General features: G+C 43.9%; 14 protein-coding genes. 3 read left to right on the forward strand and 11 right to left on the reverse strand.

Annotated features, from left to right (window positions below):
* Positions 1-317: 317 nt before the first annotated feature.
* Positions 318-1,208, forward strand: coding sequence for an EamA family transporter RarD (gene rarD, locus ACHUFZ_RS02025; RefSeq protein WP_394125654.1), 891 nt, complete (start codon positions 318-320; stop codon positions 1,206-1,208).
* Positions 1,209-1,261: 53 nt separating this feature from the next.
* On the opposite strand, the gene ACHUFZ_RS02030 is transcribed toward rarD, so the two are convergent.
* Both ACHUFZ_RS02030 and ACHUFZ_RS02035 read right to left on the reverse strand, forming a co-directional pair.
* Positions 1,262-2,680 (reverse strand): basic amino acid/polyamine antiporter, encoded by a 1,419-nt coding sequence (locus ACHUFZ_RS02030; RefSeq protein ID WP_394125655.1) that lies wholly within the window; start codon positions 2,678-2,680, stop codon positions 1,262-1,264.
* A gap of 485 nt (positions 2,681-3,165) precedes the next feature.
* On the reverse strand, positions 3,166-3,387 hold the full coding sequence (locus ACHUFZ_RS02035) for a hypothetical protein (protein WP_394125656.1): 222 nt from the start codon (positions 3,385-3,387) through the stop codon (positions 3,166-3,168).
* Between the two features lie 286 nt (positions 3,388-3,673).
* Between ACHUFZ_RS02035 and ACHUFZ_RS02040 the strand changes: the two genes are divergently transcribed.
* On the forward strand, positions 3,674-4,540 hold the full coding sequence (locus ACHUFZ_RS02040; protein WP_394125657.1) for a patatin-like phospholipase family protein: 867 nt from the start codon (positions 3,674-3,676) through the stop codon (positions 4,538-4,540).
* A 3-nt stretch (positions 4,541-4,543) separates the two neighbouring features.
* Here ACHUFZ_RS02040 and ACHUFZ_RS02045 read toward each other — a convergent pair whose 3' ends face one another.
* The 8 genes from ACHUFZ_RS02045 to ACHUFZ_RS02080 all read right to left on the reverse strand — a co-directional run bounded on the left by ACHUFZ_RS02045 (position 4,544) and on the right by ACHUFZ_RS02080 (position 11,566).
* A complete protein-coding gene (locus ACHUFZ_RS02045; RefSeq protein WP_394125658.1) occupies positions 4,544-5,146 on the reverse strand; it encodes a 2OG-Fe(II) oxygenase in 603 nt (200 codons plus the stop codon).
* 107 nt (positions 5,147-5,253) lie between these two features.
* Positions 5,254-5,592, reverse strand: a complete 339-nt coding sequence (locus ACHUFZ_RS02050; RefSeq protein WP_394125659.1) for a DOPA 4,5-dioxygenase family protein — start codon at positions 5,590-5,592, stop codon at positions 5,254-5,256.
* A gap of 85 nt (positions 5,593-5,677) precedes the next feature.
* On the reverse strand, positions 5,678-6,316 hold the full coding sequence (locus ACHUFZ_RS02055; RefSeq protein WP_394125660.1) for a response regulator: 639 nt from the start codon (positions 6,314-6,316) through the stop codon (positions 5,678-5,680).
* On the reverse strand, positions 6,309-7,670 hold the full coding sequence (locus tag ACHUFZ_RS02060) for a cache domain-containing protein (protein ID WP_394125661.1): 1,362 nt from the start codon (positions 7,668-7,670) through the stop codon (positions 6,309-6,311). Before ACHUFZ_RS02060 ends, ACHUFZ_RS02055 begins: the two co-directional genes overlap by 8 nt.
* Before the next feature lie 91 nt (positions 7,671-7,761).
* Complete coding sequence (locus ACHUFZ_RS02065; RefSeq protein ID WP_394125662.1) at positions 7,762-9,045, reverse strand: TRAP transporter large permease; 1,284 nt, start codon at positions 9,043-9,045, stop codon at positions 7,762-7,764.
* Positions 9,046-9,055: 10 nt separating this feature from the next.
* Positions 9,056-9,589, reverse strand: coding sequence for a TRAP transporter small permease subunit (locus ACHUFZ_RS02070; RefSeq protein WP_053438076.1), 534 nt, complete (start codon positions 9,587-9,589; stop codon positions 9,056-9,058).
* A 123-nt stretch (positions 9,590-9,712) separates the two neighbouring features.
* Complete coding sequence (locus tag ACHUFZ_RS02075; RefSeq protein WP_004414308.1) at positions 9,713-10,801, reverse strand: TRAP transporter substrate-binding protein; 1,089 nt, start codon at positions 10,799-10,801, stop codon at positions 9,713-9,715.
* Positions 10,802-11,191: 390 nt separating this feature from the next.
* Complete coding sequence (locus tag ACHUFZ_RS02080) at positions 11,192-11,566, reverse strand: hypothetical protein (RefSeq protein ID WP_004414309.1); 375 nt, start codon at positions 11,564-11,566, stop codon at positions 11,192-11,194.
* Positions 11,567-11,787: 221 nt separating this feature from the next.
* On the opposite strand from ACHUFZ_RS02080, the gene ACHUFZ_RS02085 reads away from it, so the two are divergent.
* A complete protein-coding gene (locus ACHUFZ_RS02085) occupies positions 11,788-12,456 on the forward strand; it encodes a DUF2982 domain-containing protein (RefSeq protein WP_394125663.1) in 669 nt (222 codons plus the stop codon).
* Between the two features lie 51 nt (positions 12,457-12,507).
* Here ACHUFZ_RS02085 and ACHUFZ_RS02090 read toward each other — a convergent pair whose 3' ends face one another.
* Positions 12,508-13,164: an MBL fold metallo-hydrolase gene (locus tag ACHUFZ_RS02090; RefSeq protein ID WP_394125664.1), complete on the reverse strand. Its 657-nt coding sequence runs from the start codon at positions 13,162-13,164 to the stop codon at positions 12,508-12,510.
* Positions 13,165-13,241: the final 77 nt, after the last annotated feature.

Below are 13,241 nucleotides of genomic sequence, written 5' to 3' on the forward strand. Positions count from 1 at the left end.
AAGGCCAATAAATACAATGAGTTAATTTAAACCTATTGTTGTAAAAGCGAAAAGCCGCCTCATACGAGCAAACTTTTACTTGCGAGCGTCTCATTCTAAAGAATCTTACCGGCGCTGAGACGTACTCGTGCGGCATGAATGTCCAATTGCCCATCACTCAATGAGCTCTAAATTGCGCTAATCAATCGACCTGAGTAATCACAAATCTGGCTAGAATAAGCGGTTAGTATGCATGTTTTAAAACGCCATATATTCGCTTTACTTTTTGGACAATTCGGCATAAATTCCGCTCAATTACTTAACCTATGAGAGTCATTATGTCTGAGCAACGTTTAGGCAATGGGATGGCTGCCTTTTCCTTCCTTCTGTGGGGGCTGCTCCCACTTTATTACCAGTTTTTGCCAGGTGCGGCGACCGATGAGCTATTAGCAATACGGCTGATTGCTTCAGTCCCCTTTTGTGCGGCTATTGTATTGCTGATCACTAAACGTCTGCCCGATTTCAAGGCCATTTGGTCCGATAAGCGCTCACTACTCTACTCAACATTAGCAACATTAATGATGTCGATTTCTTGGTGCGCTTTTACCTGGGCATTGACTAATGATCGGGTTATGGATGCGAGTTTAGGCTTCTTTATTAGCCCGATTACCATGATGGCGCTTGGCGTCTTTTTCTTAAAAGAGTCACTATCCATCGGTAAGAAAGTTGCTCTCGTCCTTGCGTGTATTGGTTTAGGCTACCAAATCATCCACTATGGTGAGGTGCCTTATATCGCTCTGACAATGGCTATATTCTTCACATTTTATGGTTGGTGTAAGAAGAAAGCTAACTATGACTGGAGCACAGGACTTTTTGTCGAGGCACTGGTGTTGCTGCCATTGGCGCTCGGGTATATTTTGCTAAAAGAAGTGACAGTGGGTACTGAGTCATTACATTCAGGTGCTGTAACCTTTGCTTTATATGTCGGCGCTGCTCCAGCGACATTGTTGCCTTTAGTGTTCTACTCCATTGCGATTCGTCTAACGACAATGTCCACGATTGGACTGATGCAATACATCGAACCAACGATCCAGTTTTTCTTGGCAATATACTTATTTGGAGAAGCGTTTGATGAAGTGAAGCTTGTTAGCTTTAGCTTCATTTGGGCGGGTTTGATCTTTACCATATTAGACAGCTTACGATACCGTTACACCGCCAAATATCGATAACTGTTATCCATATAAACAAAGCCCCCGACATATGCTCGGGGGCTTTTTTGTGATTAGAAGCTAACACTCAAACTGCCTTGCCAAATCATTCCTACGGTAACTATAGCAACGACTCCGAGCATTCCAGCACCAAATTTTTCTCTGCCTTTAAAAGGATTTATCCCCTGCTCTTTCTTAGCTTGGATGTAAAAATAGAGCCCTGGTAAGTAAAGCAGTGCGGAAAGTAGCAAGTAGTTAAGGCCTGACGCATACAGCAGCCAGATTCCGTAAACCGTCGCACCTGCACCAATCAGCAATAGGCTACCTCGATTCTTCTCTTCAATTGCGATCTTGAGAACAAAAGCACCAACAAGGAAATAAGGCACTAAGATCATTTCTGAGGCAATAATCAATAACGTGTCATACGTGCTTCCTGCAAACATGACAAAGATTAAAGAGATTTGAATCCACACGTTGGTCAAGGTTAACGGTTTAACCGGGCTGCCCGCTTTATTAAGCTCAGCGTACTTCTTCGGGAACATTTTCTCTTTCGCACATAGGTATGGCGCCTCTGATGCCAGCACCGTCCAGCTAAGGAATGCACCGCAAACCGAAATCAGTAACCCAACACTGATAATGTACTGTCCCCATGGACCAAGAACGTGCGTCAACACTTTGGCCATTGATGGGTTTTGGTAACTCGCAAGTTCAACCGGTTTTACAACGCCCATCGATAACAGCGTAACAAACACGTAAATAGACAGTGCAGTCAAAAGGCCAAGTATGGTTGCACGTCCGATATCTTTACGGTTACGAGCTCGGCTAGAAACGACAACCGCTCCTTCAATACCGATAAAGACCCACACCGTCACTAGCATGGTGCTTTTTACTTGTGACATCAGATCATGGCCATCACCAAAATGCAGGCCAGTGAAATCTAAGGTGAATGTATTCCAGCTAAAAGCAAACATTGCTGCAATGATAAAGATTAATAGCGGTACCAGTTTGGCATAAGTGGTCACCATATTAATCAAAGCGGCAGTTTGAACACCACGTAACACCAAGGCATGCACCATCCAAAGCAAGCACGATGCCCCTGCGATAGAAATTAGGGTGTTTCCCTGGCCGAATATGATGTTATCAGGCGTATCAAACAACATACCTAAAGTACTAAACACAATAACTAGATAAGAGACATTGGCTAACATCGCGCTTAGCCAATAGCCCCACGCAGAACAAAAGCCAACGAAGTCGCCGAAGCCTTCTTTCGCATAACCAAATACACCGCTATCAACATGAGGGCGATGCGTAGCAAGCTTTTGGAAGGAAAGGGCTAAGAAAATCATGCCAACACCCGTGATCGTCCAACCAAGGATCACAGCTGCTGGGCTTGCCACGGAAGCCATATTTTGTGGCAAGCTAAATACACCAGCACCAATCATTGAACCAATGACGATCGCTGTTAAAGAACTCAAGCCGAGTTTGTTGTCCATTATTATTTCCGGAGTTACCGTTCAGGAAGGTGCAATATTACGCTTAAATGTCATCGATCGTTAGAGCCTATGTGAGCTATATCGCATACATCTAAAACGAATCTTCTATTTCATTGTCACCGATCAATTCATGCACCGCATTCTAATTCTTTTAACCCAAAATATTAATCAAAAACATCATAACAAACCCGTAAAATGCTCATTTGGCAGTTTATATAACCACTAAAAAGTCAAAATAAAACATATTCATCATCAATAAATTAACACCGCCATTACGATTTCAACAAAAAAATATGCAATATGAATGAATAACTCGCATAAAACAGAACATGGTCTAAACTTATTCTCAGTGGCTGAGACGCGTTAACACCCGCTCTGAGTATCCATTACTTCCTGTTTGTACGGTCGCTTTATGCGGCCATTTTTTTGCCTATTACAAACTAAAAAGGCAACCCAATGGCTGCCTTCTTATTCTGTTTAATATTCTAGTGGTTGGCAGTGTCTTCTCGCTGCCCAAACTCTGCTTGCTGGTAGATATCTGCAAGCGTTCTATCTTTCCTAGGCTTAACACTCTTTGATTTTGATGCGTGCTGATTATCTTGGCTATGAATTGCCTTTTCGTGCGCCTTAGCTGATTGGATAAAAGCTGGATCGGCCAAAGCTTGTTGGCGTAGGCGGTTAACGCGTTCAATTGTTTCTGACAACATAGTACACCTCCAGTTACCTGTATCTATATCCAGTATAGTTAGGTATAAGTTTACGTCAAGCATTTTACTGTATATAAAAACAGTCAAAGTTCGTAACTCTCTGATAGGAATAACCTTACCTCATTATTAAGTATAGACATAAACATCTAAATCTATATGTTCAATAGGTAATTCTTATCAAAATCGTGATAGGTAGCACCTATTACAGCTATCTATATCTCCCACTTCAGTCATGGCTAGCAAGCTTTTAAACTTGCCCTAAACCTAGACAGAATTGATAGAGATTATGAAAGCGATAGTTGTTGAAGGCGGTGCCATGAGGGGCATATTTGCTGCAGGAGTGTTGGACCGTTTTATTGAGAGTGATTATTTTCCATTCGACTTTGCGATTGGCGTTTCTGCAGGTACTTCAAATCTTGTCGGCTACCTAGCAAAGCAACAAAAGCGAAGCTATAACGTGATAACAAGCCTAGCAACGAGCCGCTCTTTCTTTGATCCTAAGCGATTTCTAAAAGGAGGAAGCCTTGTCGATGTGCAGTGGTTGGTCTCGCAATCGGAGCTTAGCTATCCGCTGAACCGAAATGAGTTATTTTCCACTACCCCTCTGTGGGCAGTTGCAACCAACATTGAAACAGGCCGAGCTGACTACTACAACGTCACCTCAGACAATATAGAGATGGTACTTGAAGCAACTGCTGCTCTGCCGATCGCGTATAAGCAAACTCCATGTTTCTCTAGAGGTTGTTACGCAGATGGAGGGGTTGCTGACTCAATTCCTGTTATTGAAGCGTATCGACGTGGAGCGAAGGAAATCACAGTCGTTCTTTCCCACCCGCTCAGTTACGAGATGCCAGAGAGTAAGAGCTCTTGGCTAATAAAAAGGCTGTTAAAGAAGCACCCAATGATCGGCCAAGCAATGCAAGAAAGAGCGAGGCGCTATAACCAATCATTAGATTTTATTCGCAACCCACCTCAAGACGTCATTATTCGTGTCATAGCGCCACCGGAGTCATTCTCAGTTAAGCGACTTACCATGAAGCAAGAGGTATTGAATGAAGGCTATCAAATGGGGTTAGAAGAGGGAGAAAAACACCTCTCAAGTCGGAAAGGTGTTTTTGGATTAACAGATGAAAACTGTCACTTCTGCTTATAAGCATTAGTGAGCGATATCAAGCTGATTATCTTTCACGCCATTAACGCGGAACCAACCAGCAATACTGTAACGTTCCGCGTTAGTCGGTAATACCTCGTGAGGAAATTGCTCCGAGAAAAATACAAATAGGCGACCCGATCTTGGTGGAATGGTCGCGATGACGTTGTCGTTTAGATCGTAAACCACCAACTCGCCCGCATCTTCTTCCGACCAAGACTCATTCATATAAAATACGGTTGTCAGGCGACGGTTTTCATTGCCTTTAAAACAATCTAAATGCTTCTGGTAGAAGTCACCTTTTTCATACTTAGCAAAGTGCGCTTCATATTCAAACAAACCTAGGAAGAAGTGGCGGTTCGCTTCAAGTCGAATCTGCTCCATTTTGTCTAGGAATGCCCCAACTGCTTGGCCCATGTCACGACGAAGCCACTGAATTTTGTCACTTCGGATGGCACTTTCACGCATAACTTCATCATTACGCCCAATACGTGCTTTTTTCCATTCTTCCGGAATAGAGTCTCTTAGTTGTGATACTTCATCTTCTGATAAAAAGTCGTCCCAAACGTAGTAACCCTGTGTAAAAAGAGCATCGATTAGTTGGTTCATGAATGGCTATTGTCCAGTGATTAAATCAAGGACGCCTTATACACAAACGCAGCCACCAGCCACAAATCAGGCTTATTACCTTTACGATAAATTTCGTTAATTAGACTCTATAAACCAGACAGGTTGAGCTCTACTGGCGTTCCTAACCAATAAGCGAAGTCGGTGTGATCTTTGAGGTCATCATCCGTTAATGCGTGGACCAAAACAGAAAATGACTGACGATGTTTTTCTAGCCAAGCAATCAGCGCGTCAAAGTCGGATGAGCTAAAGGTAATAGAAAAGCTCCACATTAAGTGCGGACCGACCAATTTCTCGTTAAAGTTGCCGACAGGCAGTGAAAATTGCTCGATCACTTGCTGGCGTAACTGTTTCGCTACGCCACTTGTCGCTTGGTCGAAATAGATGTGAGCGTGGTAGTTTTCATGAATATTTTTTGGAAACGTCATAATATCAGTTTGATTATTATCGATATTTCAATACTAGCAATTTTGTCTCTTCTCTACCGCTTTACTTACAATCATTACACTACTGCTACGCGACGATACCTTGTTCAACCGCGTATTTAGCCAACTCGGCCGTACTATGTAGATCTAGCTTGTGCTTAATGTTCTGACGATGGGTTTCAACGGTGCGGTAGCTAATATCAAGCAGTGACGCAATTTTCTTACTGCTATTGCCCTCAGCAACCAGTTTTAACACGGCTTCTTCTCTACGGCTCAATGGGTTAGGCTTTTGGATATTAGGAATCACTTCCTGAGAAAACAGTGTTTGTGTCGCGGACTCACAAAAGTAAGTCGAGCCAAGATAAACGGTTTTGATCGCTTGTACCATTCGCTGGGCACAGATCTCTTTCAGCATATAGCCGACCGCCCCTGCTTGCATCACCTTCATAATATACTCTCGATTATCATGCATAGTGAGCATGAGCACTTTCGCATCGGGTATTGAGTCTCTGATAATGCGCGTCGCGTCGATGCCATTCATCAGTGGCATACTGACATCCATTAACACAACATCCGGAAGTAGCTGTTTGACGACCTCCACCGCTTCAACACCATTACTCGCAGAGCCAATGACTTCGATATCGGGTTCAGTTTGCAGCCGTGCGATAAATCCATCGAGTACAACTTGGTGATCATCCACGATCACCACTTTAATTGGCTTATCCATAAACTAATCCATCCAATTCCAGTAATACGGTTATCTCTGTCCCAAACCCGGGCTCACTTTCAATTTCGAAATCGCCGCCGATAAACTCGACCCTTTCACGCATGTTTCGAAGACCAATGCCTTGTTTTCTCAGTGTTGAATTCACATCGAAACCGACGCCATCATCCCGAATAATAAGCTGTAGCATATTACCCATTTGCTGCAAGATCACACTGACCTTATTTGCACTGGCGTGCTTTTCAATATTCGTCAATGACTCCTGAGCCACACGGTAGAGCGTTGTCGCCACTTCTGATTGTAACTTACCGGGCTGAGTTGATAAGGACGCTTCAATCGACATACCAGAGTGTGCTTTAAAGTCTAGCAACAAACTGTTCATTGCCGCTTCAAGGCCAATGTCATCAAGAGCACTTGGCCTTAAGTTGTGGGAAATGTGTCTGACCTCGTTAATCGCGGTCATCAATGAGTTTTGCGATTGTGCAATGTGCTGTTGCAACGGCGCATCATCAATCTTACTGGCTAGCAGTTCTAAATGACATTTACTCGAAACCAAGAGCTGATTAATGCCATCATGAAGCTCTCGTGCTAAGTGTTTTTTCTCGTCCTCTTGGAACATTACTGTTTTGTGGGCCAGCTCTTTTAAACTGCGATCGGCTAAGCGATGTTCATGTAAGTTTACCGCTAGGGTAATCACGACGATGACGCCCACCGTGACGAGCATAATCACGATTACAGAGAAGAAAGTCGTCTCGATGTTTTTATTCACTTCAGACTTGAGGTTAGCCACTTCATAGGCGATATCTTCGATGTACAAACCTGTACCAATCATCCAGTCCCATTTATCTAGCCATGCCGCGTAGCTGAGCTTGGTAACGTTCTCTCCTGTTGAGGGTTTTTGCCATAAGTATTGATGAAACCCACCACCGTTCTGAGCTTGAGCAAGCAATGCTTCAATAAGGTGGTCGCCATTTTCATCTTGAATGTGCAGTAAGTTCTGCCCAATGAGATCAGGCATGATTGGGTGAACTAAGTTGGTCCCTTGTTCATCATAAGCGAAGAAGTAACCGTCTTTGTCCTTGCCATAACGAAGCTTGGATAAGATCTCTCTTACCTGTTGTTTGGCGATATCTTCAGGCATATCAGGATCATTATAGATATGAGAAATGGCATCAAAGGCAAGGTCGACGTGATCTTTTAGGGCGGTTTCTTTCGAGCGGACTAAGCCATCTTCAAAAATTTGAATCTCTTTTTCACCAAGCGTTTTCGCCTGATGAATCGAGATCCAACTGGTTAAAGCAGTAACCAGTAATAATGGCAATAAACTGAGTAAGATCAGTTTGGCTTGTAGAGGCATTCCTTTTCCTCACAGAACAACAAAGGCTGCTTCCCTTCATGGCAAGCAGCCTCACTTTATCAGTTGTTACCTGATAAGCGTAACTTTTCGATCACATTCCATAAAATTCAGGGAAGACCAATAAGCTAGCTAAGACGAGGATCTGGATTGCGATAAATGGCATTACCCCACGATAGATATCACGCGTTGTTACGCCTTTAGGAGCAACACCCTTTAAGTAGAACAAGCTAAAGCCGAACGGTGGCGTTAGGAACGAGGTCTGCAGGTTCATCGCAATCAGGATCGCGAACCACGTCATATTGATTCCCATCAGCTCAGCGACTGGCGCAATGATAGGCACAATAATGAAACAGATTTCTACGAAGTCGATGAAGAAGCCAAGGATAAGGATGACCAGCATGGTGATGATGAGGAAGCCCCATTTCTCGCCAGGAATTTGCAGCATCCACTCTTCAACAAGGTAATCACCACCTGTGTAGGTAAAGGCCATCGAAAAGGCGGTTGCACCCAATAGGATTGCAAATACCATTGCGGTCACTTTTACTGTCTCTTTAGACGCAGCATAAACCATTGACCAGCTAAACTGACGGTACAATACCGCAAGGACGATCGCACCAGCACCACCAAGCGCCGCTGATTCTGTTGGTGTTGCAACACCTGCGAAAATAGAACCCAATACAACAACAATTAGCGCAAGTGGCGGAACAACCGCTTTCAGCGCCGCAATCACTTCATCTTTACGGCTAATGTCGCCATCACTTGGGATAGGTTGAGCCGATTCTGGGTTAAGCTTGGCATAAATCAGAATATAGATAACGTAAGCGCCAACAAGGACAAGACCCGGCCATACTGCAGCTTGGAACAGATCACCAACTGGCACACCGAGTACATCACCCAACAGGATAAGTACAATCGAAGGTGGGATGATTTGTCCTAGCGTGCCCGACGCACAGATAGTGCCGCAGGCAAGACCTTTATCGTAGTTGTACTTGAGCATTACCGGTAGCGAGATAAGACCCATTGCCACAACAGAAGCACCAACTACACCAGTCGACGCCGCCAGTAAGGCACCAACCAGTACGGTAGAAATCGCGATACCACCGCGTACTCCACCAAACAGTTTACCCATCGATTCGAGCAATTGCTCCGCAAGGCGCGTCTTTTGCAGGACAAGCCCCATAAAGACAAATAAAGGCACAGCCATTAAAACTGTATTTTCCATGATGGACTGTATTCGGTATGGCATGAAAGCAAACATGTCCATACCTTCTGCCCACACACCGAAGATGAGCGCAATACCACCAAAGGTAAACGCAACAGGGAAGCCAAGTAGCAGAGCAAACAAGGCAACAAAAAACATTACAATACCGACCATTGTTGTCTCCTTACTTCTGTTCTTGAGCGTGAATGAGGTGCGGGTTAAAAATCTTGTTTAGTGAATGCAGCAGCAAACCAACACCACTGATAGCCATAAACAAGAATGAAAGCGGGATCATCGCTTTAATGATCCAACGGTAAGGTAAGCCGCCCGGATCGCCTGACGTTTCCCCTAATGCATAGCTCTCTTTCGCAAAGTCGATACCGTAGTACGCCACCAACAAACAGAATGGGAGTAAAAAGAACAGCGTGCCGAGTAAATCAATAATGGATTGCGCCTTATGAGATAGACGCTCATAGAATAGGTCGACCCTCACATGTCCCCCCGCTTTAATCGCATAAGGAACACCGAGTAGGAATACCGCTGAGAATAAATGCCACTCCATCTCTTGGAAAGCAATGGAGACATCGTTAAAGACATATCGCATCACCACGTCATACACGACATTCGCGAGCAATAAGATAAACAGTATGCTTGAAAGCCATCCTAAAAAATCACCAAAGCGATTAAATAGGCGCTCTACATAAATTAGGCTTCTCATTCCCTACTCCATGGAATTTTGAAATAGCGTCACTTTCAATTGTGACGACAAGTTATTTAAATAGGTTTCTTGGGCTTTGATAGGGTAAGTGACCATGTCACCTACCCTAGTAGATTGTTATATTTATTGAGCTTGGCTATTTAGGTACGCACGGTGCGAGATATCCGTCCATGAACGTACTTGCTTCAAGTAATCCGCTTGAGATTTCTGGATCTCTTTCGCTAGATCATCTTTTTCAGCATGTTTAGCAAGTAGGCGGTCATTCGCTTCACGTAGAGCACCCATAACTTCTGGTGGGAAATCTTTAACTTGTACATCTGGGTATTCAGATTTGATAGAAACCCAGTTTTTACCACTTTCGTGAGTCGCTTGAGTGTACATGTCGTAAGCCGCTGTACGCATAGCAACACGTAAGATTTCACGTAAATCTTCTGGTAGACGCTCGTAAGTACGCTTGTTCACTAGGAATTGAAGCTCTGAACCTGGCTCATGCCAACCTGTGTAGTAGTAAGGTGCAATTTTGTGGAAACCCATACGCAGGTCAAGTGAAGGTCCAACCCACTCTAGCGCATCAATCGTACGACGCTCTAGTGACGTGTAAAGTTCACCCGGTGCAATGTTTGTTGGCTTAGCGCCCAGTTCCGCTAGGATTTCACCCGCGAAGCCAGGAATACGCATTTTCAGACCTTGTAAATCTTCTACTGAGTTGATCTCTTTTTGGAACCAACCACCCATCTGAATATCTGTGTTACCGCCTGGGAATGACAGTAGGTTATGCGGAGAGTAAACCTGCTCCATTAGCTCCATACCACCACCATGGTAGAACCATGCATACTGCTCAGCAGGTGTCATACCAAAAGGCATAGAAGTAAAGTAAAGTGTGTTTGGTACTTTGCCTTTCCAGTAGTACGAGCCAGAGTGGCCAAGATCGTACTGACCAGATTTGACCATATCGAAAATACCTAGAGGTGCTTTATGTTTGTTTGCAGAGTCGATACGGATTTGCAGACGGCCATTCGACATTTTTTCAGCCATTGCCGCCATATTCTTAGTCGCGTCGCCAAATACTGGGAAGTTCGGTCCCCAAGTTTCAGCCAATTTCAAGCGATAAACTTTTTCAGCAGCACTTGCTGAAGTCGCCATAACAGCGAGTGCTGCTGCCATAGCCGTGCCTTTTAATACTCGTTTTAGAGATTGTTTAATAAGACTCATGTTCACGTCCTTTGTTTAACGATCATACCTTTCTAGGTACCTTTTGTTTCACTTATAGAGTGAGTTATCTATAAGCAACATAAAATCAGCGTGAACACGGATATTATTTAACAGCCAATCAGCAAGTTAGACCAAAGAACTACGTATAAGCACGTACGAGATGACTTATAGATAATTTAAGTCACCACAAAACAGGTACTTATTTCACATTAGCAAAATTTAGACATGCAGATAGTACGTAGTGTAAGTTTCGCGGTCTTAGATAGACCAATAATGAGATATGTGACAAAGATATAATTTTCTAATATCAGATACGAAAAAGCCCCGACAATGTCGAGGCTCTCAAGCATATATTCTCTGCAATGATTGCTAGAGATAGGCTGTTGGCAATTAAACGGCTTTGTAGATAACTTTGTTGCCAGCTAGCTGCTCTTTCACTACTAGGTTTTCTTCTAGAAGTTTTTTAAGAGCGCCTGTTGCCCAAGATGCTGCTTTTGCATCTTCTTGACCAGCCGCTAGGCCGATACCTTTAGGGTTAATACCTTCAGCGTTGCTAACAACGATGTCTAGTACTTGTTGCTGCTTTGGAGTCAGCGCAACGTCAGTTGTTTTAGCCGCAGCTACAACCTTCTCCGCAGCTGGTTTTGCAGCTACTTTTTTCTCAACTTCTGGCTTAGCTTTCTTTGTTGCTTCTACTGTTGCAACTGTCGCCTTAATGCGCTTTTGCAGTTTCAGCTGCACTTTACGCTTATGAGCAAGTCTCATCGAGTATTTCTCCATTTCACTGCATACGGAGCAGTGGTGAAAATTTGAAGCGCGATTTATACCAAAATTTTGTTCACATTTACAGGGTATGAGCGGCTTTATGGCACAAAAATACGCGATATGACGACATGAGACTACAATTTAATCAATAGTATTGGCAATAAGACGTAAACCACTGATTATATAAACAGATGTGTTTTGTTGTTTAGAGTAGAGCCAAAATGGAAACCGTACACCTCACCAACCAGCCGTTCATTTTCTCTGCAATTACTCTTAAATGGTTAGGAGGATTGTTGGCTATCGGCTGCCTAATTTTGCTGCTCTATGCGCCTGGATATGAGCAAGCGGTATTGAGTATTGTCGCGATTATCACCTTGGGCGGTTTTGGCTATTTACTGATCCTCAAGAGTACCGTTCGTTTCACCCTCACCGCCAGTCACTTTCAGCAGCACCTGTTCAAGGGCGGCTGGGTCGTGAAATGGAATAACATCAGCAAGGTTGGCATCTGCACTTATGAAAGTGAGGGCTGGCATCAGCCTTTACCTTGGATAGGGATTAAGCTGAAGCACTACTCCCCTTATCTCAATAGTATCTGCCCTAGAATTGCCACCGAAATTCTGCTCAGTCAACGCGCCTTACTCTACCTTGGAGCAAAGCAAAACAAACAGGGAGATACATTTGAAGATATCGTCTTAGATTCAGCGATTTATAAAAATGCGAAAGGTGAAGAGTTTAAAGGCTTACAAGCTATGCTAGCGAATCGCATGAAGTACCAGCGAAGCTATTATGATTACGATATTTTTATCTCTGCGCATGATCTCGATAGAGCACCCGAAGAGTTCGTCGGACTGGTGCGTCGTTATCTCGCAGCAGCCGATCCAGAGCAATAAAAACAAAAAAGGCCGCTTTGGGCGACCTTTGATTACTCAATTCTTAACGATTTAGTAGAGTGGCATTTCGTCAGCGACGAATGGGTTTGATGCTCTTTCGCGGCCAAATGTCGACTCAGGACCGTGTCCTGGTACAAAGCGAACGTCACTACCTAGCGGCCACAGCTTAGTTTTGATTGAGCTAATCAGTGTATCGAAATCCCCTTTAGGGAAGTCAGTACGACCTACTGAGCCGTTGAACAACACATCACCCACGAACGCAAGTTTCGCTTCATCACTAAACAATACAACATGACCCGGTGTATGACCCGGTGTATGGATTACGTCCATTACCTGATTGCCAAAGGTGATCTTGTCGCCTTCATTTAGCCACTGGTCTGGTTCAAATGCTTCGGTCAATGGAAAACCAAACATCTGACTTTGGCCTTCTAGACCTTGAAGCCAAAAGTTATCATCTTTGTGCGGACCAACAATACGTGGGCCATCAAGTTCGCGAGCCAGCGGCTCTGTGCCACCAACGTGATCCAAATGTCCATGCGTTAGTACAAGATTAACTACTTTTACCCCTAGCTCTTTAATAAGAGCCGCGAGTTGTTTTACATCACCACCCGGATCGACAACAACTCCTTCCATTGTTTCGTCACACCAAACAATAGAGCAGTTTTGAGAAAACGACGTCACAGGGACAACTTGATACTTAAGGGACATAAACTAACCTTGATAACAATCCAAACTGGCAGAACTATGACACTTGCTCGCCACTTTGACAACTCTCATTAAGGGTC

This window comes from Vibrio hepatarius, assembly GCF_043642085.1.
Taxonomy (GTDB): domain Bacteria; phylum Pseudomonadota; class Gammaproteobacteria; order Enterobacterales; family Vibrionaceae; genus Vibrio; species Vibrio hepatarius_C.

What these genes read in the sequence shown, in the direction of transcription:
- rarD (WP_394125654.1), top strand. Translation starts at nt 318, where the DNA reads ATGTCTGAGCAACGTTTAGGCAATGGGATGGCTGCCTTTTCCTTCCTT.
- ACHUFZ_RS02030 (WP_394125655.1), bottom strand. Translation starts at nt 2,680, where the DNA reads ATGGACAACAAACTCGGCTTGAGTTCTTTAACAGCGATCGTCATTGGT.
- ACHUFZ_RS02035 (WP_394125656.1), bottom strand. Translation starts at nt 3,387, where the DNA reads ATGTTGTCAGAAACAATTGAACGCGTTAACCGCCTACGCCAACAAGCT.
- ACHUFZ_RS02040 (WP_394125657.1), top strand. Translation starts at nt 3,674, where the DNA reads ATGAAAGCGATAGTTGTTGAAGGCGGTGCCATGAGGGGCATATTTGCT.
- ACHUFZ_RS02045 (WP_394125658.1), bottom strand. Translation starts at nt 5,146, where the DNA reads ATGAACCAACTAATCGATGCTCTTTTTACACAGGGTTACTACGTTTGG.
- ACHUFZ_RS02050 (WP_394125659.1), bottom strand. Translation starts at nt 5,592, where the DNA reads ATGACGTTTCCAAAAAATATTCATGAAAACTACCACGCTCACATCTAT.
- ACHUFZ_RS02055 (WP_394125660.1), bottom strand. Translation starts at nt 6,316, where the DNA reads ATGGATAAGCCAATTAAAGTGGTGATCGTGGATGATCACCAAGTTGTA.
- ACHUFZ_RS02060 (WP_394125661.1), bottom strand. Translation starts at nt 7,670, where the DNA reads ATGCCTCTACAAGCCAAACTGATCTTACTCAGTTTATTGCCATTATTA.
- ACHUFZ_RS02065 (WP_394125662.1), bottom strand. Translation starts at nt 9,045, where the DNA reads ATGGTCGGTATTGTAATGTTTTTTGTTGCCTTGTTTGCTCTGCTACTT.
- ACHUFZ_RS02070 (WP_053438076.1), bottom strand. Translation starts at nt 9,589, where the DNA reads ATGAGAAGCCTAATTTATGTAGAGCGCCTATTTAATCGCTTTGGTGAT.
- ACHUFZ_RS02075 (WP_004414308.1), bottom strand. Translation starts at nt 10,801, where the DNA reads ATGAGTCTTATTAAACAATCTCTAAAACGAGTATTAAAAGGCACGGCT.
- ACHUFZ_RS02080 (WP_004414309.1), bottom strand. Translation starts at nt 11,566, where the DNA reads ATGAGACTTGCTCATAAGCGTAAAGTGCAGCTGAAACTGCAAAAGCGC.
- ACHUFZ_RS02085 (WP_394125663.1), top strand. Translation starts at nt 11,788, where the DNA reads ATGGAAACCGTACACCTCACCAACCAGCCGTTCATTTTCTCTGCAATT.
- ACHUFZ_RS02090 (WP_394125664.1), bottom strand. Translation starts at nt 13,164, where the DNA reads ATGTCCCTTAAGTATCAAGTTGTCCCTGTGACGTCGTTTTCTCAAAAC.